18 protein-coding genes are annotated in these 20,565 nt (G+C 70.3%); 5 read left to right on the forward strand and 13 right to left on the reverse strand.

The window, feature by feature from the left end; translation table 11 throughout:
- Nucleotides 1-139: 139 nt before the first annotated feature.
- From ABGB17_RS23640 to mshB, 6 genes are all read right to left on the reverse strand, one after another.
- Nucleotides 140-1,363, reverse strand: a complete 1,224-nt coding sequence (locus tag ABGB17_RS23640) for a hypothetical protein (RefSeq protein ID WP_347633085.1) — start codon at nucleotides 1,361-1,363, stop codon at nucleotides 140-142.
- Nucleotides 1,364-1,828: 465 nt separating this feature from the next.
- A complete protein-coding gene (locus tag ABGB17_RS23645) occupies nucleotides 1,829-2,827 on the reverse strand; it encodes an MBL fold metallo-hydrolase (protein ID WP_347633087.1) in 999 nt (332 codons plus the stop codon).
- A 190-nt stretch (nucleotides 2,828-3,017) separates the two neighbouring features.
- The gene (locus ABGB17_RS23650) at nucleotides 3,018-3,443 is read right to left on the reverse strand and encodes a hypothetical protein (RefSeq protein ID WP_347633089.1); all 426 of its coding nucleotides are present in this window, start codon (nucleotides 3,441-3,443) and stop codon (nucleotides 3,018-3,020) included.
- Nucleotides 3,444-3,482: 39 nt separating this feature from the next.
- Nucleotides 3,483-4,019: a flavin reductase family protein gene (locus tag ABGB17_RS23655; protein WP_347633091.1), complete on the reverse strand. Its 537-nt coding sequence runs from the start codon at nucleotides 4,017-4,019 to the stop codon at nucleotides 3,483-3,485.
- Between the two features lie 10 nt (nucleotides 4,020-4,029).
- Nucleotides 4,030-4,497 (reverse strand): DUF6113 family protein, encoded by a 468-nt coding sequence (locus tag ABGB17_RS23660; RefSeq protein WP_347633093.1) that lies wholly within the window; start codon nucleotides 4,495-4,497, stop codon nucleotides 4,030-4,032.
- An 11-nt stretch (nucleotides 4,498-4,508) separates the two neighbouring features.
- Nucleotides 4,509-5,417 (reverse strand): N-acetyl-1-D-myo-inositol-2-amino-2-deoxy-alpha-D-glucopyranoside deacetylase, encoded by a 909-nt coding sequence (gene mshB, locus ABGB17_RS23665; protein WP_347633095.1) that lies wholly within the window; start codon nucleotides 5,415-5,417, stop codon nucleotides 4,509-4,511.
- A 69-nt stretch (nucleotides 5,418-5,486) separates the two neighbouring features.
- Between mshB and ABGB17_RS23670 the strand changes: the two genes are divergently transcribed.
- A complete protein-coding gene (locus ABGB17_RS23670) occupies nucleotides 5,487-7,553 on the forward strand; it encodes an LpqB family beta-propeller domain-containing protein (protein WP_347633098.1) in 2,067 nt (688 codons plus the stop codon).
- A gap of 773 nt (nucleotides 7,554-8,326) precedes the next feature.
- Here ABGB17_RS23670 and ABGB17_RS23675 read toward each other — a convergent pair.
- Both ABGB17_RS23675 and ABGB17_RS23680 read right to left on the reverse strand, forming a co-directional pair.
- Nucleotides 8,327-10,075 (reverse strand): ABC transporter ATP-binding protein, encoded by a 1,749-nt coding sequence (locus ABGB17_RS23675; RefSeq protein WP_347633100.1) that lies wholly within the window; start codon nucleotides 10,073-10,075, stop codon nucleotides 8,327-8,329.
- A 2-nt stretch (nucleotides 10,076-10,077) separates the two neighbouring features.
- Complete coding sequence (locus ABGB17_RS23680) at nucleotides 10,078-11,772, reverse strand: ABC transporter ATP-binding protein (RefSeq protein ID WP_347633102.1); 1,695 nt, start codon at nucleotides 11,770-11,772, stop codon at nucleotides 10,078-10,080.
- Nucleotides 11,773-11,949: 177 nt separating this feature from the next.
- Here ABGB17_RS23680 and ABGB17_RS23685 point away from each other — a divergent pair, with 177 nt between their 5' ends.
- Entirely contained in the window at nucleotides 11,950-12,186 is a 237-nt protein-coding gene (locus tag ABGB17_RS23685; RefSeq protein ID WP_347633104.1) for a helix-turn-helix domain-containing protein, read from the forward strand.
- A 31-nt stretch (nucleotides 12,187-12,217) separates the two neighbouring features.
- Nucleotides 12,218-12,766, forward strand: coding sequence for a Clp protease N-terminal domain-containing protein (locus tag ABGB17_RS23690; protein ID WP_347633106.1), 549 nt, complete (start codon nucleotides 12,218-12,220; stop codon nucleotides 12,764-12,766).
- A gap of 11 nt (nucleotides 12,767-12,777) precedes the next feature.
- On the opposite strand, the gene ABGB17_RS23695 is transcribed toward ABGB17_RS23690, so the two are convergent.
- Nucleotides 12,778-13,503, reverse strand: a complete 726-nt coding sequence (locus ABGB17_RS23695; protein WP_347633108.1) for an ankyrin repeat domain-containing protein — start codon at nucleotides 13,501-13,503, stop codon at nucleotides 12,778-12,780.
- A 57-nt stretch (nucleotides 13,504-13,560) separates the two neighbouring features.
- Nucleotides 13,561-14,139, reverse strand: coding sequence for a dihydrofolate reductase family protein (locus tag ABGB17_RS23700; protein ID WP_347633110.1), 579 nt, complete (start codon nucleotides 14,137-14,139; stop codon nucleotides 13,561-13,563).
- A 102-nt stretch (nucleotides 14,140-14,241) separates the two neighbouring features.
- Between ABGB17_RS23700 and ABGB17_RS23705 the strand changes: the two genes are divergently transcribed.
- Nucleotides 14,242-14,820, forward strand: coding sequence for a TetR family transcriptional regulator (locus tag ABGB17_RS23705; RefSeq protein ID WP_347633112.1), 579 nt, complete (start codon nucleotides 14,242-14,244; stop codon nucleotides 14,818-14,820).
- Nucleotides 14,821-14,867: 47 nt separating this feature from the next.
- Here the strand turns inward: ABGB17_RS23705 and ABGB17_RS23710 are convergent, their stop codons facing one another.
- The 3 genes from ABGB17_RS23710 to ABGB17_RS23720 all read right to left on the reverse strand — a co-directional run bounded on the left by ABGB17_RS23710 (nucleotide 14,868) and on the right by ABGB17_RS23720 (nucleotide 18,147).
- Nucleotides 14,868-16,241 (reverse strand): hypothetical protein, encoded by a 1,374-nt coding sequence (locus ABGB17_RS23710; RefSeq protein WP_347633114.1) that lies wholly within the window; start codon nucleotides 16,239-16,241, stop codon nucleotides 14,868-14,870.
- Between the two features lie 217 nt (nucleotides 16,242-16,458).
- The gene (locus tag ABGB17_RS23715; RefSeq protein WP_347633116.1) at nucleotides 16,459-17,256 is read right to left on the reverse strand and encodes an ion transporter; all 798 of its coding nucleotides are present in this window, start codon (nucleotides 17,254-17,256) and stop codon (nucleotides 16,459-16,461) included.
- Between the two features lie 276 nt (nucleotides 17,257-17,532).
- Nucleotides 17,533-18,147: a TetR/AcrR family transcriptional regulator gene (locus tag ABGB17_RS23720; RefSeq protein ID WP_347633118.1), complete on the reverse strand. Its 615-nt coding sequence runs from the start codon at nucleotides 18,145-18,147 to the stop codon at nucleotides 17,533-17,535.
- Between the two features lie 95 nt (nucleotides 18,148-18,242).
- On the opposite strand from ABGB17_RS23720, the gene ABGB17_RS23725 reads away from it, so the two are divergent.
- The gene (locus ABGB17_RS23725) at nucleotides 18,243-20,435 is read left to right on the forward strand and encodes an MMPL family transporter (protein ID WP_347633172.1); all 2,193 of its coding nucleotides are present in this window, start codon (nucleotides 18,243-18,245) and stop codon (nucleotides 20,433-20,435) included.
- The last annotated feature ends 130 nt before the right edge of the window (nucleotides 20,436-20,565 follow it).

Raw genomic sequence — 20,565 nt, forward strand, 5'->3', positions numbered from 1 at the left:
AAATCGCAAAGTGTTCTCATGCGGGCAGCGGCCGATCCGGACCTCGTGCGCAGCGGAAGGGTCCGGACGGCCGCCGGTAAGCGAAAAGGGGCCGGCGCCTGCGCACCGGCCCCTGATCGTGTCAATCAGAGGGTGTGGATCACCCGGTGATGATGGCGATGCCGGGGAACGCGGTGGTGGCGTTGCTCCACGGGGAGTAGTACGTGCGCCAGGCGCAGATACGGCCCGAGGTGACGTAACCGGTGCACGCCACCGAGGTGCTGGTGTCGATGGCGGTGTTGACGCCGGCCGCGTACACCTGGGTGGTGTTGTTCGGGTTCACGACCTCGACGGCGCCGCCGCTGTCGCCCTGGCCGACGGCGTTGGTGCGGGCCTGCTGCTCGGCCTGGACGGTGCCGTAGATCAGGTAGCCGACGTTGATGGTGACGTTGACGGTGATGACGCGGATGTTGCAGTTGGTGCCGGAGTAGGCGCCGGAGGTGCAGATGTACAGGCCGGCGTAGGAGCTGCTGGTGCCGATCACGGGGTTGCTGTACTCCGTGCTGATGATCGCGTTCCCGTTGGCGTTGATCGGGTTGTTGAAGACCCGGCCACCGGCGCTGGTGCCGATGAGCAGCACGTCACGGCTGTTGTTGTCCTGGGTGATGCTGCCGATGGTCTGACCGGTCGGGTCGGTGGCGACGTTGCCGTTCGCACCGCAGTGGCCGGCGGAGAGCATCTTCTGGGCGCCGCCGTAGGTCACGGCGAAGCCGGTGGAGCAACCACCGCCGCTGCTGGCGTTGCGCCACGCGCCGCCGCCCCACCACGGCGGGGAGTCGTCCCAGCGGGTGGTCAGCTCGGGCTTCACGCCGTACTCAAGGGTGACCGGGACGGACGTGCCGGCGATCGCGGTCCGGGCCGCGCCGATCACACTGGTGGAGGCCTTCAGACCGGAGCCGTCCTGCAGCGGGGCGATGGAGGTGATCACACCGGAGTTGTCGCGGATGAGACGGTTCGCCTCCCGCTCCAGCTCACGAGCCGAGTACTGCGCGGGCAGGACGCTGATCGCCACGTCGCGCCGCAACTGGCCCACAAGGTCGTTAACCGCCTTGGACGGCTTGCCCTTCCAGTACACGCGCAGTTCGCGGTTCTCCGGCGCCGCGACGATGCCGGCGTAACCGCCACCGTTGCCCGTGGCGGCGGTGAGGCGGTCAGCGGCCTTGACCATCTTCTCCTGGAACAGCAGGAGGTCCTTCCAGGTCGCGAAGCCACCCGGGACCGCGCCGGTGAGCTCGATGGCCCCCGTGGTCTGCGGCTTGACCGGGTCCGGCGCGCTGGCGGCCTGGGCGGTGCCCATGCCGGCGGCGGCGATCACGATGCCCATGGCCACAGCCAACTGGCGGAATCGCGGTGCTCTGGGGGTGCTCAGGGGGTTATTCACCGGGGTGATCCTCCTAGGGTGAATTACGGTGACACCCCGGTATTTCATGCATGGGAAAGGCTGATCAATACCTTGACGCTGCAGGTCAGAAATGTTAAATGCTCATTGTTGACGACCGCATGCCTTGTTCCGGCCCGGCGATTACCACGTCACAGGACGGCGAACTCCCCTTTTAGCTGGGTATAAGCATTCATGGCACCCCAAACCACGTAAAACGGTCACTTTCCGGATAATGTCCGCATCAGGACAGTCCTAAAGCGGGGGTCAGCACACCCCGGCGTTCGTCAGGCGCCTGTGCCAGGGAGCGATTCCCACCGGGCCAGGGAGCCTCAGGGGTCGTCCCAGGGATGCCGCGCACGCCACCTGGGGGCCCGTCCGCCGCGGGCCAGGGAACACCCACCCCCCTGGTCAAACGGTATGGAACGGCGAGCGGTCCCCACTGAGCACACGAGTCTCACCAATGGCCATATCCCACAAATCGGACGGTTCGCGGCCCGCGGCCTCCCATGCCTCCCGGGCCTCGCGGACCGGGGCCATCAACGGCTCCCCCGACAACACGAACGTGCCCCAGTGCATGGTGGCCATCCGCCGCGCACCCACGTCGCCGCAGGCCCGGACGGCCTCGGCCGGGTTCACATGGGTGACGCGCATGAACCACCGCGGCTCGTACGCCCCGACGGGCATCAGGGCCAGGTCGATGCCGGGGTAGCGGTCGCCGATCTGCTCGAAGCGGTCGCCGTACGCGGTGTCGCCCGCGAAGTAGACCCGCTGGTGCGGTGAGGTGAGCACCCAGCCGCCCCACAGGCTGCGGCAGGTGTCCCGCAGGCCGCGGCGGCTCCAGTGGTGGGCGGGCACGAAGTCGAACGACACCTCGCCGACACGGGCGCTCTCCCACCAGTCCAGCTCGGTGACGTCCTTGAAGCCCTTGCGGGTGAACCAGCTCCCGAGGTTGGCGGGCACGAACATCGGGGTGCCGCGGGGCAGGCGCCGGATCGTCGGGGCGTCCAGGTGGTCGTAGTGGTTGTGACTGATCACGACGGCGTCCACGTGGGGCAGGTCGCTCCAGGCCAGCCCGGGTGGGGTGAGCCGCTGCCGCACGCCGGGGATCTTCCTCGACCAGACGGGGTCGGTGAGCACGGTCAGCCCGCCGATCCGCAGCACGTACGTGGCGTGCCCCACCCAGGTCACGGCCGTCTCGACGGGCAGGACCGGCGGCAGGCCCGCGCGCAGCACGGGAATCTGGTCGGCGTCGCCGATGTCCGGCCGGATGCCGCCGTGCCAGGCCACGCTCAGCACCTCGCGGAAGTCGGGGAGCGGGCACGTCAGCCGGTCCTTGAAGTCGGCGGGCCAGGTGCGCTTGCGGGACGGGGTCGAGGGGGAGATCTCAGGGCTGACGGTTTGCGACATGCAACCCCTCCTGTTGGTCTTCCAGGCCAGGCGAGAGTCATGCGACGGATATGACGATCAAGACGCTCGATCTTGATAATCCCCCGTACGCGAAAAACATGCGTCGGCCGTACGGGGTATCCGTCCTGTCCTTCCTGAAGTGGAGAAATCCCCCGATCGGAGTAGGCGTACCGAGGACGTGCCAGCCCTCTTACTCCAGGGTGCCCCGCCGCCACCGTGAGGGCTGCCGCGGGTAGCCTCCATCGTCCAGATCGGCCAGGCGTTCGAACACGTTCCACGCGGCGGGATGCCCGCACAGCGCCCAGGACAACGCCACGGCCAGGGCGTACAGCGGCAGCATGGGCAGGCCCACGCAGAAGGCGTACTGCGTGGCGTGCCGGGACTCGTGCCGCAGCAGGGCGCCGGTCAGGTGGCCGTCGGGGTGGGCGGTCAGCACGACGTTCCCCACGGTGAAGGCGCCGGCGACCGGGAAACGCAGGCGGTAGCCGTGCGCGTACAGCAGGCCGTCCTCGCCGCGGCGGACGGTGGCCCCGCCGATCAGCGCGATCATCACCCCGAGCGGGGTGGAGAGGTTGACGTAGTTGATCACTTGCCGTGCCCGATGCCGCCGGAGCATGTCTCGATTGTCACTCACCGGAGGCGTTCCGTCACGTCCTCAGGGGCCGGGATCCGGCGGCGTCCCGGGAGGCGCGCCGGGGGCGAGGTGACGGTAGTGGCCCTCGTGGTAGATCAACGGAGGCGCGTCGCGGGGGAGCGCCACGGTGACGACCTCGCCGACGATGATCGAGTGGTCGCCGCCGTCGTGCACGGCGGTGGTCCGGCACTCCATGGCGGCGATCGCGGAGTCGAACAGCGGCAGCCCGAGGGAGCCACGCCGGTGCGCCCAACGGTCCAGTTGCCCCTCCAGGGTGCGGCCGCGGGTGGCGAACGCGCGGGACGCCTCCTCGCCGTCCTCACCGAGGATCGACACGCCCCACTCCCCCGCCGCGACGACCGCGTCGTGGAACCGCGCCACCTTCTCCACGCAGACCAGCACCAGCAGCGGGTCCAGCGAGACCGAGGAGAAGGCGTTGACCGTCATCGCGTGGTCCACACCGTCGCCGTGGGTGGTGACGATCGCGATGCCCGTCGCGAACCGGCCGGCCACCGCGCGGAACAGTTCCTGGGTCACCTGATTGTCCACAGATCGCACGGCCGCCAGCTTAAGCGGACATGCCATCCGAGAAGTTGACCGGGTGCTTGCTCGGGTAGCTCCCTTGATGGAGCAGCCATGACCCCGTCGAGGGGATGAGCAGCACCGCCGCCACGAGCGCCACCACTCCGGCCAGCAGATACCAGTAACCCGCCGCGTTGGCCGCGATCACGAGGTCGCCCTCCGGCCGCTGCACCGCGAACAGCAGCGCCACCAGCATCCACCCCATGCCCGGCACGAACGCGCCGAGCTTGGACGCCATCAGCCGCCCCGCGCCGTACAGGAGGCCGAACAACGCGAGGCACAGGCCGATCGGCACCAAGGGGACGAGGGGAATGCCACCGCCGGGGTCCCAGGAGTGCGCCAGCCCGGCCACGACGCCGAAGACCACACCGAGGACGAAGAGCACGGCGTACGCCAGGCCGGCGACCACGGCGGACACCACCGGGTGCACCGGGCCGACCTGCTCTTCCTCCATGGGTCAAAAGGCTAGCCGATGCCCGCGAAGAGATCGTCTTCCCGGTCGAAGGGCTCGCCGAGCCCCCACTCCTCCGGCGGGATCTGCCGCCCCGCGGGGCCGCGCTTCCCCGCCACCAGCCGGAAGTACTCGATGCCGAGACCCTCGGTGCCGAACCGCTCCGCCATCACGAACCACGGCATGTCGGCGGCGATCTGGGAACGGTGCGCGCGCAGGGCGTCCAGTTTGGCCGTGGCGTACGGCTGGGCCTCGATCACCGTGGTGATCTCGGCGTCCTCCGACCCGAACGGCAGCTCGTCGATGTTCTCCTCGGTGAAGAAATCGAAGTCGCTGCCCCGCATCTGCTCGGCGACCCGCCGCATGCCGGACTTGGCCATGGTGAGGAAGTAGAACTTGGCGACCTGCCAGGGTTCCCCCGTGCCGAACGACGGGTCACCCGACAGCTCGTACGCCCGCCACGCCACCCGGTACGCCTGGATGTGGTCGGGGTGCCCGTAGAAACCGTTCTCGTCGTAGGTCACGATGACCTGCGGCCGCACCTCACGGATGATCGAGACCAGCTCCCCGGCGGCCTCGTCCAGGTCGGCACGCCAGAAGCACCGGGGGTCGTCGTTGGTCGGCTCCCCCATCATGCCGGAGTCGCGCCAGCGCCCCGGGCCGCCGAGGAAACGGTGGTCGTCCACACCGAGGGCCTTGCACGCGGCCTCCAGCTCCCCGATGCGGTGCTCGCCGAGCCGGTCCTCCTGATCGGACGCCAGGTGGGCCAGGTCGGGCACCACGATCTCGCCCTCCTCCCCCAAGGTGCAGGTCACGAGGGTGACGTGGGCACCCTCCGCGGCGTATTTGGCCATCGTGGCGCCGGTGCCGGACGACTCGTCGTCGGGGTGTGCGTGCACGAGCAACAAACGGCGATCAGTCATGCCCCGAGACTACGTCCGCTTTTCCACAGCCCGCGTGGCCCCTGGACGGCGGGCTGGCAGGATGTGGGCATGAGTGAGAGCTTCCCGCGCATGTACGCACGCACCCGCCGTTTCACCCTCGGAGTGCCGAGGGGCTTCACCGTCGCCCCGGGCGGCGAGCGCGCCACCTTTCTGCGCAGCCGGTCGGGCACCGACGCGGTGACCTGCCTGTGGGAGCTCGACCTCGGGTCGGGCGAGGAGCGGCTGCTGGTGGACCCGGCCGGCCTCGGGCCGGCCGACGAGGACCTCCCCGCCGAGGAGCGTGCGCGCCGCGAGCGGGCCAGGGAGTCGGCGGGCGGCGTGGTGGCGTACGACGCCGACACCGCGCTCACCACGGTCGTCTTCGCGCTGTCCGGCGCGCTGTACGTGCTGGACGTCGCCGCCGCCCGGGCGCGTGCGCTCACCACCCCCGGCCCGGTGATCGACCCGCGTGTCTCGCCCGACGGCGCCCGGGTGGCGTACGTCAGCGGCGGCGCGCTGCGCGTGCAGGACATCGCCACCGGTGAGGACCGCGCGCTGGCCGAGCCCGAGACCGACGGTGTGACGTACGGCCTGGCCGAGTTCATCGCCGCCGAGGAGCTGGAGCGGCTGCGCGGCCACTGGTGGTCGCCGGACGGCACGGCGCTGCTTGCCGAGCGGGCCGACGAGTCGCCGGTGGACCGCTGGCACATCGCCGACCCGGCCAACCCCGGCCGCACCCCGGCCACGGTGGCCTACCCGGCCGCGGGCACGGCCAACGCCGCGGTGGAGCTGCTGGTGCTGGGGGTGGACGGCTCGCGCACCCCGGTGCCGTTCGACGACGAGTACCTCGTGACGGCGGTGTGGGACCGGCTCGGCCCGATGATCGTCACGATGTCCCGCGACCAGCGCACCATGCGCCTGCTCACCGTGGACGCCGCCACCGGCGCCACCACCGAGGTGCGCGCCGACACCGACCCCGCCTGGGTGGACGTGGTGCCCGGCGTGCCCGCACGGCTGCCCGGCGGCGAGCTGGTGTGGACGGCCGTGGACGGCGGCGCGCGGCGCCTGCTCGTCGACGGCGTGCCCGTCACGCCGCCGGAGCTGCAGGTGCGCGACGTGATCGGCGTGGACGGCGGCACCGTGCTGTTCCGGGCGAGCACCGACCCCGCCGAGATCCACCTGTGGACCTGGGCGTCCGGCACGCTCACGCCCCTCACCGGCGACACCCCGGGTGTGCACCACGGCCGTCTGAGCAACGGCGTGCTGGTCCAGGTGAGCCAGACCCTCGAGTCCCCCGCCACGGTCGTCCGCGTGGTGAGCGGCGAGCACCGCCGCACCGTGCGTTCCCTCGCTGAGCGGCCGCGGCTGGAGCCCCGGGTGTCGCTGGTGCGCACCGGCACCCGTGAGCTGACCACCGCGGTGCTGCTGCCGAGCGGCCACGTGCCGGGTTCGGCCCGGCTGCCCGTCCTCATGGACCCCTACGGCGGCCCGCACGCCCAGCGCGCCATCGCCGCCGGGCGGTCCTACCTGGAGGCGCAGTGGTTCGCCGACCAGGGCTTCGCCGTCGTGATCGCCGACGGCCGCGGCACCCCCGGGCGCGGCCCCGCGTTCGAGCGCGAGGTGCGAGGCGACCTCGCCACCCCCGTGCTGGAGGACCAGGTGGACGCCCTGCACGGCGCCGCCCGCCTCCACCCCGACGACCTCGACCTGTCCCGTGTCGCCATCAAGGGCTGGTCGTTCGGCGGCTACCTCGCCGCCCTGGCCGTCCTGCGCCGCCCCGACGTCTTCCACGCCGCCGTCGCCGGCGCGCCCGTCACCGACTGGCGCCTCTACGACACCGGCTACACCGAGCGCTACCTGGGCCACCCCGCCGAGCAGCCCGGCGTCTACGAACGTTCCTCCCTGCTGGCCGACGCCGAGAAACTGGAACGCCCCCTCCTGCTCATCCACGGCCTGGCCGACGACAACGTCGTCGCCGCCCACACCCTGCGCCTCTCCTCAGCCCTCCTCGCCGCCGGCCGCCCCCACACCGTGCTCCCCCTGTCCGGCGTCACCCACATGACACCGCAGGAGGTCGTCGCGGAGAACCTCCTGCTGCTCCAGGTCGACTTCCTGAAGAAGGCCCTGTCCACCTGACCCCGCGACACGGACGGGACCCCGCCACGGCGGGGTCCCGTCCGTGTTCACCGCGAGGAGGAGAAGTACACGGCATCGACGCGTGGTCGCGCGCGGCCACCGGGCTGACCGAACCACATGACTGCAAATCCACCGGAGTCAACAATTCGAGCCCGATGGAAGCCCGTAAGGCTCTCATTCCCGGAGAACATGAATGACGCCGGACCGGTGCCGCGGATTTCACGTCCGGGTGAGCGCGGTGTGTCCGGTTCCGGGATCGCCGTCACCTGCCGCGGCGGCAACGCGGGTGCTCGCGCTTCACATCCCTTTCGGCATCACGTTGCGCGCGCCGGGGGGAGCGCCGGCTTCCGCTGGGCACCTGAAGCAGGGCCGGGCCAGGGGCCGCGTCCCGGCGTCCGGTGCCGTCTGTTCCGCACCACCCGCCGGTGAGCACGGGGTGAAGTGTTTCATTCCTTGAAATATCTCAGGCCGCGACATCTGCCGTGTGAACCGACTCCCCGGGAGGATCGCTCCAGGGCCCGCCGGTTGAATCCCGATCCAATCAGCCCGGAATCGTTGACTCGGGATAAACTTCTGCCTTGTAATAGACATTCTCGGAATCAGCGCCAGAGCAGTACGGAGGGGAAAGCCGACGGCGTGCGACAAAGAGACGGCACCGGCCACGGATAATCCACAGGGACGGGTGAAATCGCCGTGCCCGGAAAATCCGGTGGCCGTTGACGAGCCGGCCCGTCCTCGTTCCGATGCAGCGCGGAACGGGGACGGGCCTCATCTCATCGTGGGGTACCGTGCCAGCTCGACCACAGGGCGGCGTAGGCGCCGCCGGCGGCGACCAGTTCGTCGTGGGAGCCCAGTTCGCTGACGCGGCCGTCCTCGACGACGGCCACGCGGTCGGCGTCGTGGGCGGTGTAGAGGCGGTGGGCGATCGCGATCACCGTACGGCCCTCCAGCACGGCCGCCAGCGAGCGCTCCAGGTGGCGGGCGGCGCGCGGGTCGATCAGTGAGGTGGCCTCGTCCAGCACCAGGGTGTGCGGGTCGGCGAGCACCAGGCGGGCCAGCGCGATCTGCTGGGCCTGCGCGGGGGACACCGCGGTGCCGCCGGAGCCGACCACCGTGCCGAGGCCGTCCGGCAGGGCGTCCACCCACTCCCAGGCGTCCACGGCGGCCAGCGCGGCCCTGACCTCGGCGTCCTGCGCGCCGGGGCGGCCGATCAGCACGTTGTCGCGCAGGGTGCCGCGGAACACGTGGTGCTCCTGGGTGACGAGCGCGACGTGGCCGCGCAGGTCGTCCAGCGGCAGGTCCACCAGCGACACGCCGCCCACGGTGATCGTGCCGGTGCGCGGCCCGTGGATGCCGGCCAGCAGCCGGCCGAGCGTGGACTTGCCCGCGCCGGACGGGCCGACGATGGCGAGCCGCTCCCCCGGCGCGACGTCCAGTGAGACGCCGTGCAGCACGTCGCGGCCCTCGCGGTAGGCGTACCGGACGTCGGTGGCGATGATCTCCTCGCTGGCGGGGCGGCCGGTGCCCGCCTCGCGGTCGTCCGGCACGTTGGCCACGCCGAGCAGCCGCGCCATCGACGCGCCGCCCACCTGCAGCTCGTCCACCCAGGACAGCAGGCGGTCCAGCGGGTCGATGAGCTGCTGCACGTACAGCGTGGCGGCGGTGACCTGGGCCAGCGACACCCAGCCGTTGATGTGGAACAGGCCACCGAACAGCAGCGTGGCCGCCACCGGCAGCACGTAGCCGAACTCGACCGCGGGGAACCACACCGTGCGCAGCCTCATGGTGTAGCGCTCGGCGGCCCACGAGCGGGCGATGTCGGTGTCGGTGCGGCGGTGCCTGCGCTCACGCAGGCGGAACGCCTCGACGGTGCGGGCGCCTTCCACGGTCTCGCTCAGGCCCTCGGTCATCTCGGCGTACGCGGCGTTCTCCCGCAGGTAGCCGTCCCTGGCCCACTTGAGGTACCAGCGGGTGGACACCCACAGCAGCGGCACGGCCAGCAGCGACGGCAGCAGGAGCAGCGGGCCCACCAGGGCCAGCGCGCCGAGCACGAACGAGCCGGCCACCACCGCGATCAGCGTCTCCGGCACCGCGTGCCGCACCGTGCGCGACAGGGAGTCGACGTCGCGGGAGGTGCGGGTGACCAGGTCGCCGGTGCCGGCGCGCTCCACGGTGGACAGCGGCAGGGCCAGCACCCGGTCCACGAACTCCTCGCGCAGCTCGGCCAGGACGGCCTCGCCGAGCTTGGCGGAGTTGTACACCGCGAAGCGGATCAGCACGGCCTGCGCCACGATGAACGCGGCGATGCTGAGCGCCACGGTGTCCACGCTGACGCCCGTACCGTCGCGCACGCCCTCCACCAGCTCGCCGAGCAGGCGCGGCGCCGCGAGGCCCGCGACCGCCGCCAGGGCGTGCAGCCCGAGCGCGGCCGCCAGGCGGCGGGGGTACTTCAGGGTCAGCCGGCGCGCGTACGCCCGGACCTGCGCCTCGTCGGCGACCGGCAGGATCGTCGCCTGGCTCATGCTCAGTCCTCCCCTCGGGTGACGGTGGCGGTGTAAGCGGGTTCGGTGGCCATCAGGGCGCGGTGCCCGCCCTCGGCCGCCACCGTGCCGTCCTTGACGAAGACCACGTGGTCGGCGCGGTCCAGCATCAGCGGGCTGGTGCTGCACACCAGGGTGGTGCGCCCGGCGCGGGCCTTGGCGAGCCGGTCGGCGATGCGCGCCTCGGTGTGGGCGTCCACCGCGCTGGTCGGCTCCACGAGGATCAGCACCTCGGGGTCGGCGAGCAGCGCCCGCACCAGCCGCAGCCGCTGCTGCTGGCCGCCGGAGAACTCCCGGCCGCCCTCGGCGACGTGCGACTCCAGGCCGTCCGGCAGCGCCTCCACGATGTCCTCGGCACCCGCGGTGTGCAGGGCGGCCGCCACCTCCTCGTCGGTGGCCGTCCCGGTGGGGTCGAGCTCGTCGCGCAGGCGCCCGCTGAACAGCCGGGCGGCGTTGTCGGCCACCAGGATGCGTTCACGCACCTCGGCGGGCGATATGTGCCCCAGCGGGACGCCGCCGTAGGTGACGTCGCCCTCGGCGTAGCGGCCGAGCCGGTCGGTCACCGCGATGGCGTCCTCGGGCGCCGCGCACGCCAGCGCGGTGAGCCGTCCCGGCCGGACGACCACGCCCGACGCGGCGTCGGCGAGGTCGCCCACCTCGGACGGCGCGGAGGCCGTGCCGCCGTCGATCTCGGGATTCAGGGACAGGATGCGCACCACCCTGCGGGCGGACACGTGCCCTTTGGTGATCTTGTCGGCGGCCTCGGTCAGCGTGCGCAGCGGACCCACCAGGAACAACGCGTAGCCGTAGAAGGAGACGAGCTGGCCCACGGTGATGGTGCCGTCCAGAGCGAGGTGAGCGCCCTGCCAGGTGACGAACGCGATGAGGATGCCGGGCAGCAGGAGCTGGGCACCCTCCAGCGCGGCGTCCACCGAGGCGACCCGCACGCCGGCCTCGCGCACCCGCTGCGACTCCTCGCGGTAGCGGTCGGTGAAGACCTGCTCGCCGCCGATGCCGCGCAGCACGCGCAGGCCCGCCACGATGTCGCCGGCCCGGGTGGCGAGGTCGCCCTGCAGCTCACGCTGGACGTGCTGCCTGCGGTGGAGGGGGCGCAGCAGCGGCGCGACCGCCGCGGCCATCAGGGGCACGCCGATCAGCACCATCAGGCCGAGCTGTGTGGAGGTGGTCAGCAGGATCACCGTGACCGCGCCGATCGCCACCAGGGCGCCGACGCCGCGCAGCAGGATGTCCATGGCGTTGCCGATGTGCGCGATGTCGGAGTTTCCGACGCTGATCACCTCGCCGGTGGACAGCCGCTTCGGCAGGGTGGCGCCGAGCCGGGTGGCCTGGCGGGCGGTCACCTGGACGGTGCGGTAGGCCGCGCACAGCCAGTTGTAGACCGCCGAACGGTGGCGCATGACGCCGCCGAACGCGGCCACCGCGCCGAGGCCGAGCACGACGAGCGACCAGCGGACGAGGCCGCCGGTGTCGTGGACGGTGAGACTGTCGATGGCCCGGCCGATGCCGGCGGGGACCAGGGCCTGGGCGAGCCACCACAACACGGCGAAGCCGGTGCCGCCGAGGAGGGGCACGGCTTGGCCGCGGGCGATCCACCACAGGAAGTGGAAGGGTCCGCGGGCATCGGGAACGCCGGGATCGGCGAGAGGCAGGGAGCGCATGGCCCATTCAGGCTGGACTACCGGGACCTGAGGCAGCAAACCATTTTCCGGCCGATCCCCGGTCGTACCTGGGGAAACTCCCGCCGGATCCGGCCTGTCGCGATGATCTTTCACGTTCCGCCGACGGGCGTCAACCAAGGTTGACACGGCGGCCTGCGTCAACCTATATTGACACCCATGAGCGACACCGCCCAACTGGCCTCCGACGCCGGTAGCCGCGACCCCGCCATCGGTCTCCGCGCCGTACGGGCCCTGCGCGTCCTGGTCGAACGCCTGGAAGCCCTCCAGGTCGACAACGCGCGCGACCAGGGCTGGTCCTGGCAGGAGATCGCCGTCCTCCTCGGCGTCAGCAGGCAGGCCGTCCACAAGAAGTACGCCGGCGGCCGCAGCCTGCTCCGCCGCGGCGACAAGTAACCCCCATCTCCCCAAAACCGGAGGCCCTTCAATGTTCGAGCGATTCCGCCAGGACGCCCGCCAGACCGTCCAACTCGCCCAAGAGGAGACCAAACCCTTCGGCCACGACTACATCGGCACCGAACACCTCCTCCTGGCCCTCCTCCGCCAGTCCGACACACCCCCCGCCCGCGTCCTCCTCCGCCACGGCATCGACCACGACCGCGCCGGCGACGCCGTGGCCCGCCTCCTCGCCGCCCCCGACGACCTCGACGCCGAAGCCCTCAACTCCATCGGCATAGACCTCGACGCCATCCGCGAAAAGGTGGAAGCCACCTTCGGCCCCGGCGCCCTCGACCGCAAACCCGACCCCACCCGCCGCCGCCGCTTCCTCGGCCACATCCCCTTCACCCCCCGCGCCAAGAAGGTCCTGGAACTCTCCCTCCGCGAGGCCATAGCCCTCAAGCACAACTACATCTGCAACAGCCACATCCTCCTCGGCATCCTCCGGGAGGGCGAAGGCCTCGCCGCCAAGGTCCTCACCGACGCCCACCTGGACTTCCCGACCCTCCGCCAGGAGATCAAGGCCGAGCTGAACTGACGCAGTGGCGGTCAGGCGAGGTCGCCGGCCGAGCGGGCCCCCTGGGTGGTGAGCCAGGTGGTCAGGGCGGTGGCGCCGGCTCGATGGGCGGCGTCCAGGGGGGTGAGGTCGTCGTAGCCGACCCAGTTGAGGTCGGCGCCCTTGGTGAGGAGGTATTCGGCGGGGGCGCGCCGGCCGCCGTGGCAGGCGGCCCACAGGGCACGGGTGGTGTCCTCAGAGGGCGGGGTGCCCTCGGTGTAGTGGGCGGTCACGCGGTCCATGAGGCCGAGGGCGGCGGATTCCCACAGGGTGGTGGTGGCGCCTCTCTGGAGGAGGCGGTGGGCGGCGTTCCACTGGGCGAAAGCGCAGGCGTCGGACATGGCGGTGCCGCCGGCGATGACGGCGCCGCGGGCCTCGATGTCGGCGCCCGCGTCGAGCAGGGCGTCCAGGACGGAGACGTCGTCGGCACTCGCGGCCCACATCAGCGGGGTCTCCCTGTGCGACCCCTCGAAGCGGGACTCCACGTCGGCACCCGCCCCCACCAGCGTCCTCACGACCTCGGGGCCGTTCGGATAATGTCCGGGCCAGTCGGTGGCCACGTGCAGCAACGTGCGGGACACCCCGCCCTCAGCACCAAGACGCACGGCTACCAGCCCGGGATGCTCGTGCAGCAGACGCCGCAGCCCTTCGACGTCGCCACCGCGGATCGCACCCGTCACTGCTACGGCGAGAGGATCGCCGGGGTCCAGATAGGCCATGCCTGCCATCCTGCACCGCTCAGGGCTCGCCGCGGCGGATCGCGCCCGCCTCGGGTCTCATCGAGTCGGCTTCCTGGTGTAGGTGGTGATGGTGACGCCGGAGGGGAGGTCGCGGGCCGAGGCCGGCGCGTAGCAGGCGGGGGCGAAAGGGCCGTCGAACAGAGGGATGCCGGAGCCGGTGACGATGGGGTGGCGTTTGATGATGATCTCGTCGATCTGGTCGCGGAGGGTGGCCGCCAGTTTGCCGCCACCGCAGAGCCAGATGTCCAGGCCTTCCTGGGATTTCAGGTCGCGGACGAAGGTGGCGGACGCGTCGGTGACGACCTCCACGGCCGGGTCGGTCGCGGTGAGGGTGCGGGAGACGACGTACTGGGTGAGGTGCGGGTAGGGGCTGGTGATGCCCGCGGGGAGGCCGACCTCGTACGTGTGGCGGCCCATGAGGACGGTGTCGAAGCGCTTGTTGGAGGCGTTGGCGATCCCCAGGGGCCCGCGGCCGTGGACGGGGATGGTCTCGGGGTTCTCGGCGACGATGACGGCGGCGAGGTCGTCGGCGAACGGGAAGAAGTCGAAGCTGCCGCCGGGGCCGGCGATGTAGCCGTCGAGGGTGACGGACACGTAGTAGACGAGCTTTCGCATACACCTTCTCCTTGAGCACTGCGATTGAGGTACTGTGGTTGAAGTGGTTTGAACTTAGTACTGCACCTGCAGTGGTGTCAACGTGCTTTCCGGAGACCGTCCATGCGCCAGAACCCCGCCCGCCGCACCGCCCTGCTCGACGCCGCCATCGAGGTCCTCGCCCGGGAGGGCTCCCGTGGCCTCACCCTCCGCGCCGTGGACAAGGAGGCCGGCGTCCCCACCGGCACGACCTCCAACTACTTCACCAACCGCGCCGACCTGCTCTCCCAGACCATGACCCGCACCCGCGAACGCCTCACCCCCGACCCCGAGGCCCTCGCCGCCACCATGAACGCGGAACCCACCCACGACCTGGTCAGAACCCTCATGCACCAGCTCATGGACCGCATGCGCGCCGACCGCAGCAGCCACCTCGCCCTGCTCGAACTCCGCCTGGAGGCCACCCGCCGCCCCGAACTCCGGTCCGAACTGACCGCCTTCCTCACCGCCGACCTGAACGGCAACCTCGACTTCCACCTCGGCGCCGGCCTCCCCGGCGACGCCCAGGGCATGATCCTGCTCTACCTCGGAATGCTCGGCCTCATCCTGGACGACCTCACCGTCCCCGGCCTGCTCCGTCCCCACGACCTCGGCGCGCTCATCGACACGATGGTGCAGCGCCTCCTGCCCGCCGGCACGTGACGGCACCCGCCCACCTGGCCGGTGGACGGGTGCCGGGAAGCGCGCGGTCAGCCGTTCAGGCGGCAGCCGTCGGTCGTCTTGCCGTTGTTGCAGTGGTTGAGCTGGAGGCTGTCCAGGATGTAGGCGAAGGTCTGGCCCGACGGGCTGACCACCGAGAGCTGGACGGACGTCGCGCCGGTGGGGGCCAGGGCGGAGACGGAGTACTCCTGCCAGCCCGTGGTGAGGGCGTACAGGGAGCTGTCGCTGTTGGAGATCAGGGTGTTGGAGGAGTTGTACCAGGACATGCGCAGCTTGACGTTGCCGGAGGTTCCGGTCGTCAGGCGGGCGAAGAACTTGTAGCGCTGGCCTGCGGTCACCGCGGGCTTTCGGGTGACCGAGACGAGGCCGTCGGCCCACGACTGGACGTTCATGGTGAGCGAACGGCGGCCGTCGTAGTACCGGGCCGAGGTGCCGGAGTCCGGCCCCGGAGGCGTGACCTGCATCCAGCCGCCACCGGTGACGCTGAAGCCGGACGGGCTGCTGTACGGCGTCTGCCCCTCGATCGTGCGTTCCTGCGCGGTCAGCAGATCGTTGCTGTACCCCACGTCACAGCAGGTGGGCGTGGTGAACATCGAATAGTTCGCCAGGTTGAGGTAACGGGTGTCCGGATAGCTGGACGTGTAGAACGAGGCCGTGGTCTCGCTCGGGTCGTAATAGGTGTTGAACTCCTGGTCGAGCTGCCAGTCGTTGTACTGGCTGATCATGATGTCGTTGAGCGAGAAGGTGTTCGGCACCTCGCTCACCTTGGCGTGGTCCACGTCGTACAGGTGGATCAGCTCGTGCATCATCGTGGCGGCGTCCCAGTCGTCGGTGGTCGCCACGCAGACCGGGCCGCAGTGCGCCGTCGCGGTCCCGTTGAAGTCCTCGAACACCACGTACTTGCGGTTGGCGTTGTCGTAACCGGCGGCCGCCAGGTCGTTCGCGATGACGTCCGGCGGGGTCTCGCCGCTGATCACGCCGTTCGGGATCTTCACCGGTATGACGAGCGCCTGGGCGTACCCGGAGTAGGTGCTGGTGTCGTAGCCGGTGCGGCAGCTCAGGTTGATGTGCTGGTCGTAGTTCGTCGACTCGTCGAGCATCCAGTCCATGCGGTCGACCATCTTGGCGATCCGCTCGGCGTAGGACGCGTAGTTGTTCCCGTTGCCGTCATGCCAGGCGTAGATCACCTGGACGGCCGGGATGCTGGACGAGGCGTTCGTCGGGTCCGACAGCGTCGTGGTGCACCCCCGCTTGGGCACGTTCGCGTCCACCGGCTGCGCGTACGGCGCCTGTGCCTCGGTGCCGATGGGGTCGAAGACGGCGTGCGCCGGGCTCGCCAGCATGCCGACGGCCAGGCCCGCGGCGACCATGACGGACGTCAGACGCCTGATACGTAATGACAAAGGGGCTCCTCCCGTAGGTAACTATCACCCCATTACTCGTCAATCATGGAGTTAAGCCAGCGTTACTGGCAAAGTAATATCCCCGCAAATCCAAATCGTGAGACGATAATTCACAATCGCTTTTGGGCCCCGGGGCCCAAAAGCCATGAAGATGGCATACACACGGACAGCGGTGACGTTCACCATCAACACAGGACAGGGACGCTGTCCGCGCACGTCACCGCTGGTCCGGGGCGTGCTGCCGCATGAGGATCTGGTCCAGCTTGGCGTTCACCGCCGCCAGCTCCTGCCGCATCACGTCCAGATCGGACTGCGCACGGTTCTCCGCCGGCGACGGCTCCGCGTCGTTCATCGCGTTCACCACGACCGCGATGAACAGATTGAGCGCCACGAAGGTCGACATCAGGATGTACACGATGAAGAACACCCACGCCCACGGCCGGTGCCCCATCACGTCCTGCGCGACGTTCCCCCAGTCATCCCCCGTCATGATCTGGAACAACGTGAACAACGACTGCGGCAGTTCGTCGAACCGCTCCGGCACGATGTCCCCGAACAACTTGGTCGCGATGACGGCCGCGATGTAGATCATCAGCACCAGCAGCCCGATGATCGACGCCATCCCCGGCACCGCCGCCAGCAACGCGCCCACGACCCGCCGCATGCTCGGCACCGCCGAAACCAGCCGCAGCGCCCGCAAAATCCGGAGTGCCCGCAACACCGACGTCGGCCCCGACGCCGGCACCAGCGCCACCAGCACGATGACGGTGTCGAACCAGTTCCACGGATCCCGGAAGAACTCCCGCCCGTACCCGTACAGCCGCGCCACCAGCTCGACGACGAACACCGCCAGTGCCACCCGGTCGACCAGGTGCAGCACCCCTCCCACCCGGTCCATCAGATAGTGACTGGTCTCCATCCCGATCGTCACCGCGTTGAGCACGATCACCGCGATGACCGCCCGCTGCACGACCGGCATCTCCAGAACGGCACGCACCCGCTCACGCCCCGACACGACCGCTCCCTTTAACGTCGGACCATAATTCGCGGATCATGGTAGAGGGAACCGAACCTCCCCCTGGCATCCCGCAGGTGACACCCCCGTCCCTCAGCCTGGATCCACCGAGCCGAATCTGACACGAAAGTCTTTCATGCTCCGGCCAAGACCCATGCGATCTTCGACGAGGAGCACCTGGTCGCCTATGCGGGGCTGGTGTCGGTGATGCGGCTGGCCGAGCGCTGCGGTCTGGACGGCGGGTGGGCGAGAACGTGGCGAGCGCCAACCCGCCCTTTACTCGCCGAGTGCGGGGGTCAGGTAGCCCACCAGCATCGTCTTCAGCTCGGCGATGAGCTCGGCGGAGCGCTGCGGCGGCGCCGAGGCGACCAGCGGCATGACCGCCTTCACCGTCGCCAGCGACATGGTGGCCAGCGTGAGACAGCGCTCCTGGTCCAGGTGCGGGGCGCGTATCGAGAGGACCTGCGCGACGCGCGTGGCGATGTCCGCGTGGAGCTGCTCGGAGGCCCAGGCCAGGCGGTCGCCGGTCGCCGAGCCGTGCAGCAGTGCCCAGTAGGCGGGGCGGCTGCCCTTGAAGTCGGCGATCTCATCGATGAGTTGGTCGATCAGCTCGGGCAGCGGTATCCGCGTCACGTCGCCCGTCAGCCGCTCGTTCCAGTGCTGCCACCTGCCGTCGGTGAACCGGGCGAGCAGGGCCTCCAGGATCTCTTCCTTGTTATGGAAGAACTGATACAGCGAGCCCGGCGACATCCCGGCTCGCGCGGCGATCGCGTTGGTGGTCGCCTCGGCGTAGCCGATGTCGGCGATCACCTCCTCCGCCGCGTCGAGGATCTCCTCCATGCGTTTGAGGCCGCGCGCCTGGCGGCGTACAGGCTTTCGTGTCTCGACCACGGATCACCGTCCACGTTGACAAATGCGAGCTTTTACTTGTATTTCTGGTTCCGACGCTAAATGCGAGTAGTTTACCGACTTCGGGGTTGATCAAGATGACCGTCCGCACCCATGCCCCTCCGGTGGCCGCGCCGCCGGTGCCCCCGCTGCGCCGCCTCGGCTACCTGCTGGTACGGCGCCGCCGCCTGGTGATGATCCTGGCCCTGCTCGGCACGGTCGTCATGGGCGCGCTGGCGGCCGGCACCGTGAGCGGGCTGTCCCTCGCCCGGTACGACGCGCCGGGCTCGGAGTCCGACCAGGCGCAGAACGAGCTGGCCGAGCGGTTCGGCACGGGTAGTGCCGACCTCGTCCTGCTCGTCACCGCCAGGGGCGGGAACGTGGATGACCCCGCCGTGGCCGCCGCCGGCCGGGAGCTGACGAGCCGGCTGGCCGCCTTCGACGGCGTGGCCGAGGCCGCCTCCTACTGGTCGCGGGGCACCCCCGCGACGCTGCGCAGCGAGAACCGCGCGCACGCGCTCGTGCTCGCGCGCATCCCGGGGGACGCCAACCTGGTCAGGGGACAGATCCTGCCGCGAATCATCCCCGAGGTGACCCGAGGCGACGACACGATCACCGTTCAGGCGGGCGGCGGGGAGGAGGTCTACCGCCAGACCGTCCCGCTGGCCAGGCAGGACTTCGTGCGGGCCGAGATGGTGATCTTTCCGCTGGTGTTCATACTGCTCTGGATCTTCCTGCGCCGCCTGGTGGCGGCCGTGGTGCCCATCGTGCTGGGCGTCTTCGTGATGGTGGTCTCGCTGGCCCTGATCCGCCTGCCGCTGCTCTACTCCGATGTCTCCACCTTCGCGCTCAACCTGACGCTGGCGCTCGGCCTCGGCCTCGGCATCGACTACGCGCTGTTCATAGTCTCGCGGTTCCGCGAGGAGGTACGGCTGGGCCATGACCGGCACGAGGCGGTCGCCAGAAGCGTCGAGAAGGCAGGCCGTACGGTGATCTTCAGTGGGGTGACCGTGGCGGCCTCGCTCGCGGTGCTGCTGCTGATGCCTTTCGACTTCTTCCGGTCCTTCGGCTACGCGGGGATCGCGGTGGTCATCGGGGGAGTGGTCGGTGCCATGATCGTCCTGCCCGCGGTGCTCGCCGCGATCGGTGACCGGGTGCTGCCCCGCCGTACGAAGGAGGAGAACGGCACGTTCTGGCGCGGCCTGGCCACGCGCGTCATGCGCAAGCCGCTGATCTTCGGCGGAGTGGCGACGGTGGTGCTCCTGCTGCTCGGCTCGCCCTTCCTCGGGCTGAACTTCGGCGTCGCAGACGATCGTATCCTGCCCACCTCGGCGCCGGCGCGGCAGACCTCCGAGGTGATCCGGGCGGAGTTCCCCGCGGAGGAGAGCGACGCGCTGCAGGTCGTCTCCGCCGGGGCCGCCGACGCGGCTGGGGTGCCCGGCTACGCGGCCGCGCTGTCGCGGCTGCCCGGGGTCGCCCAGGTGGACTCGGCGGCGGGATCCTACGCCGGGGGGCAGCGGGTCGGCGACGGCGATCCCGGGCGGTTCCAGGGCGACGAGGGGACCTGGCTGTCCGTGGTGCCGACCGCGGAGCTGATGGAGAGTGATCCGGTGGGCCTGGTGCGGGACGTGCGGGCGCAGGCGGCACCGTTCGAGGTGCTAGTCGGCGGCTACCCAGCAGAGCTCGGCGACTACCGGCAGGCGGTGGTGGACCGGCTCCCGCTGCTGCTCGGGCTGATCCTCGTGGTGACGTTCGTCATCCTGTTCCTGATGACGGGAAGCCTGCTGATCCCGTTGAAGGCCACGGTGCTCAACCTGCTGAGCCTGTCGGTGATGCTGGGCGCGCTCGTGTGGATCTACCAGGATGGGAACCTGTCGGGCCTGTTCGGCTTCACCGCGACGGGCACCCTCGATCCGAGCATTCCCATCCTGATGTTCTGCATCGGGTACGGGCTCTCGATGGACTACGAGGTGTTCCTGCTGTCGCGGATTAAGGAGGAGTACGACCGCACGGGCGACACCGCCGCCGCCGTCACGGCAGGGCTCCAGCGCAGCGCTCCGCTGATCACCGCCGCCGGTGCGATCCTGGCGATCTCCTTCGCGGCCTATGTCACCGCGGGCGTCTCCTTCGTGCAGATGCTCGGCGTCGGGATGGCGGTGGCGATCCTGGTGGATGCCACGATCATCCGGGCGATCATGGTGCCAGCCTTCATGCGGCTCGCGGGCCAGGCCAACTGGTGGGCGCCCGGCCCCCTGCTGCGACTGCACGCGCGGATCGGGCTGAGCGAGTAATCCGTGCGCGCCCGGTTGTTCGCGTCCACCCGGGCGCGCCCGGGGGTTCAGGTGAGGTCGCGGACCCAGATCTGCTCCACGACGGGCTCGCGCTGCTCGGCGACGCCGCACGCGACCGGGTCCTGGTGCT

The sequence above is a fragment of the Sphaerisporangium sp. B11E5 genome (assembly GCF_039871875.1).
Taxonomy (GTDB): Bacteria; Actinomycetota; Actinomycetes; order Streptosporangiales; family Streptosporangiaceae; genus Sphaerisporangium.

Bases quoted from the DNA above. Each gene is read 5' to 3' on its own strand.
- ABGB17_RS23680 (WP_347633102.1), bottom strand. From the start codon at position 11,772: ATGCGCTCCCTGCCTCTCGCCGATCCCGGCGTTCCCGATGCCCGCGGA.
- ABGB17_RS23700 (WP_347633110.1), bottom strand. From the start codon at position 14,139: ATGCGAAAGCTCGTCTACTACGTGTCCGTCACCCTCGACGGCTACATC.
- ABGB17_RS23725 (WP_347633172.1), top strand. From the start codon at position 18,243: ATGACCGTCCGCACCCATGCCCCTCCGGTGGCCGCGCCGCCGGTGCCC.
- ABGB17_RS23640 (WP_347633085.1), bottom strand. From the start codon at position 1,363: ATGGGCATCGTGATCGCCGCCGCCGGCATGGGCACCGCCCAGGCCGCC.
- ABGB17_RS23685 (WP_347633104.1), top strand. From the start codon at position 11,950: ATGAGCGACACCGCCCAACTGGCCTCCGACGCCGGTAGCCGCGACCCC.
- mshB (WP_347633095.1), bottom strand. From the start codon at position 5,417: ATGACTGATCGCCGTTTGTTGCTCGTGCACGCACACCCCGACGACGAG.
- ABGB17_RS23670 (WP_347633098.1), top strand. From the start codon at position 5,487: ATGAGTGAGAGCTTCCCGCGCATGTACGCACGCACCCGCCGTTTCACC.
- ABGB17_RS23650 (WP_347633089.1), bottom strand. From the start codon at position 3,443: ATGCTCCGGCGGCATCGGGCACGGCAAGTGATCAACTACGTCAACCTC.
- ABGB17_RS23695 (WP_347633108.1), bottom strand. From the start codon at position 13,503: ATGGCCTATCTGGACCCCGGCGATCCTCTCGCCGTAGCAGTGACGGGT.
- ABGB17_RS23645 (WP_347633087.1), bottom strand. From the start codon at position 2,827: ATGTCGCAAACCGTCAGCCCTGAGATCTCCCCCTCGACCCCGTCCCGC.
- ABGB17_RS23705 (WP_347633112.1), top strand. From the start codon at position 14,242: ATGCGCCAGAACCCCGCCCGCCGCACCGCCCTGCTCGACGCCGCCATC.
- ABGB17_RS23675 (WP_347633100.1), bottom strand. From the start codon at position 10,075: ATGAGCCAGGCGACGATCCTGCCGGTCGCCGACGAGGCGCAGGTCCGG.
- ABGB17_RS23690 (WP_347633106.1), top strand. From the start codon at position 12,218: ATGTTCGAGCGATTCCGCCAGGACGCCCGCCAGACCGTCCAACTCGCC.
- ABGB17_RS23660 (WP_347633093.1), bottom strand. From the start codon at position 4,497: ATGGAGGAAGAGCAGGTCGGCCCGGTGCACCCGGTGGTGTCCGCCGTG.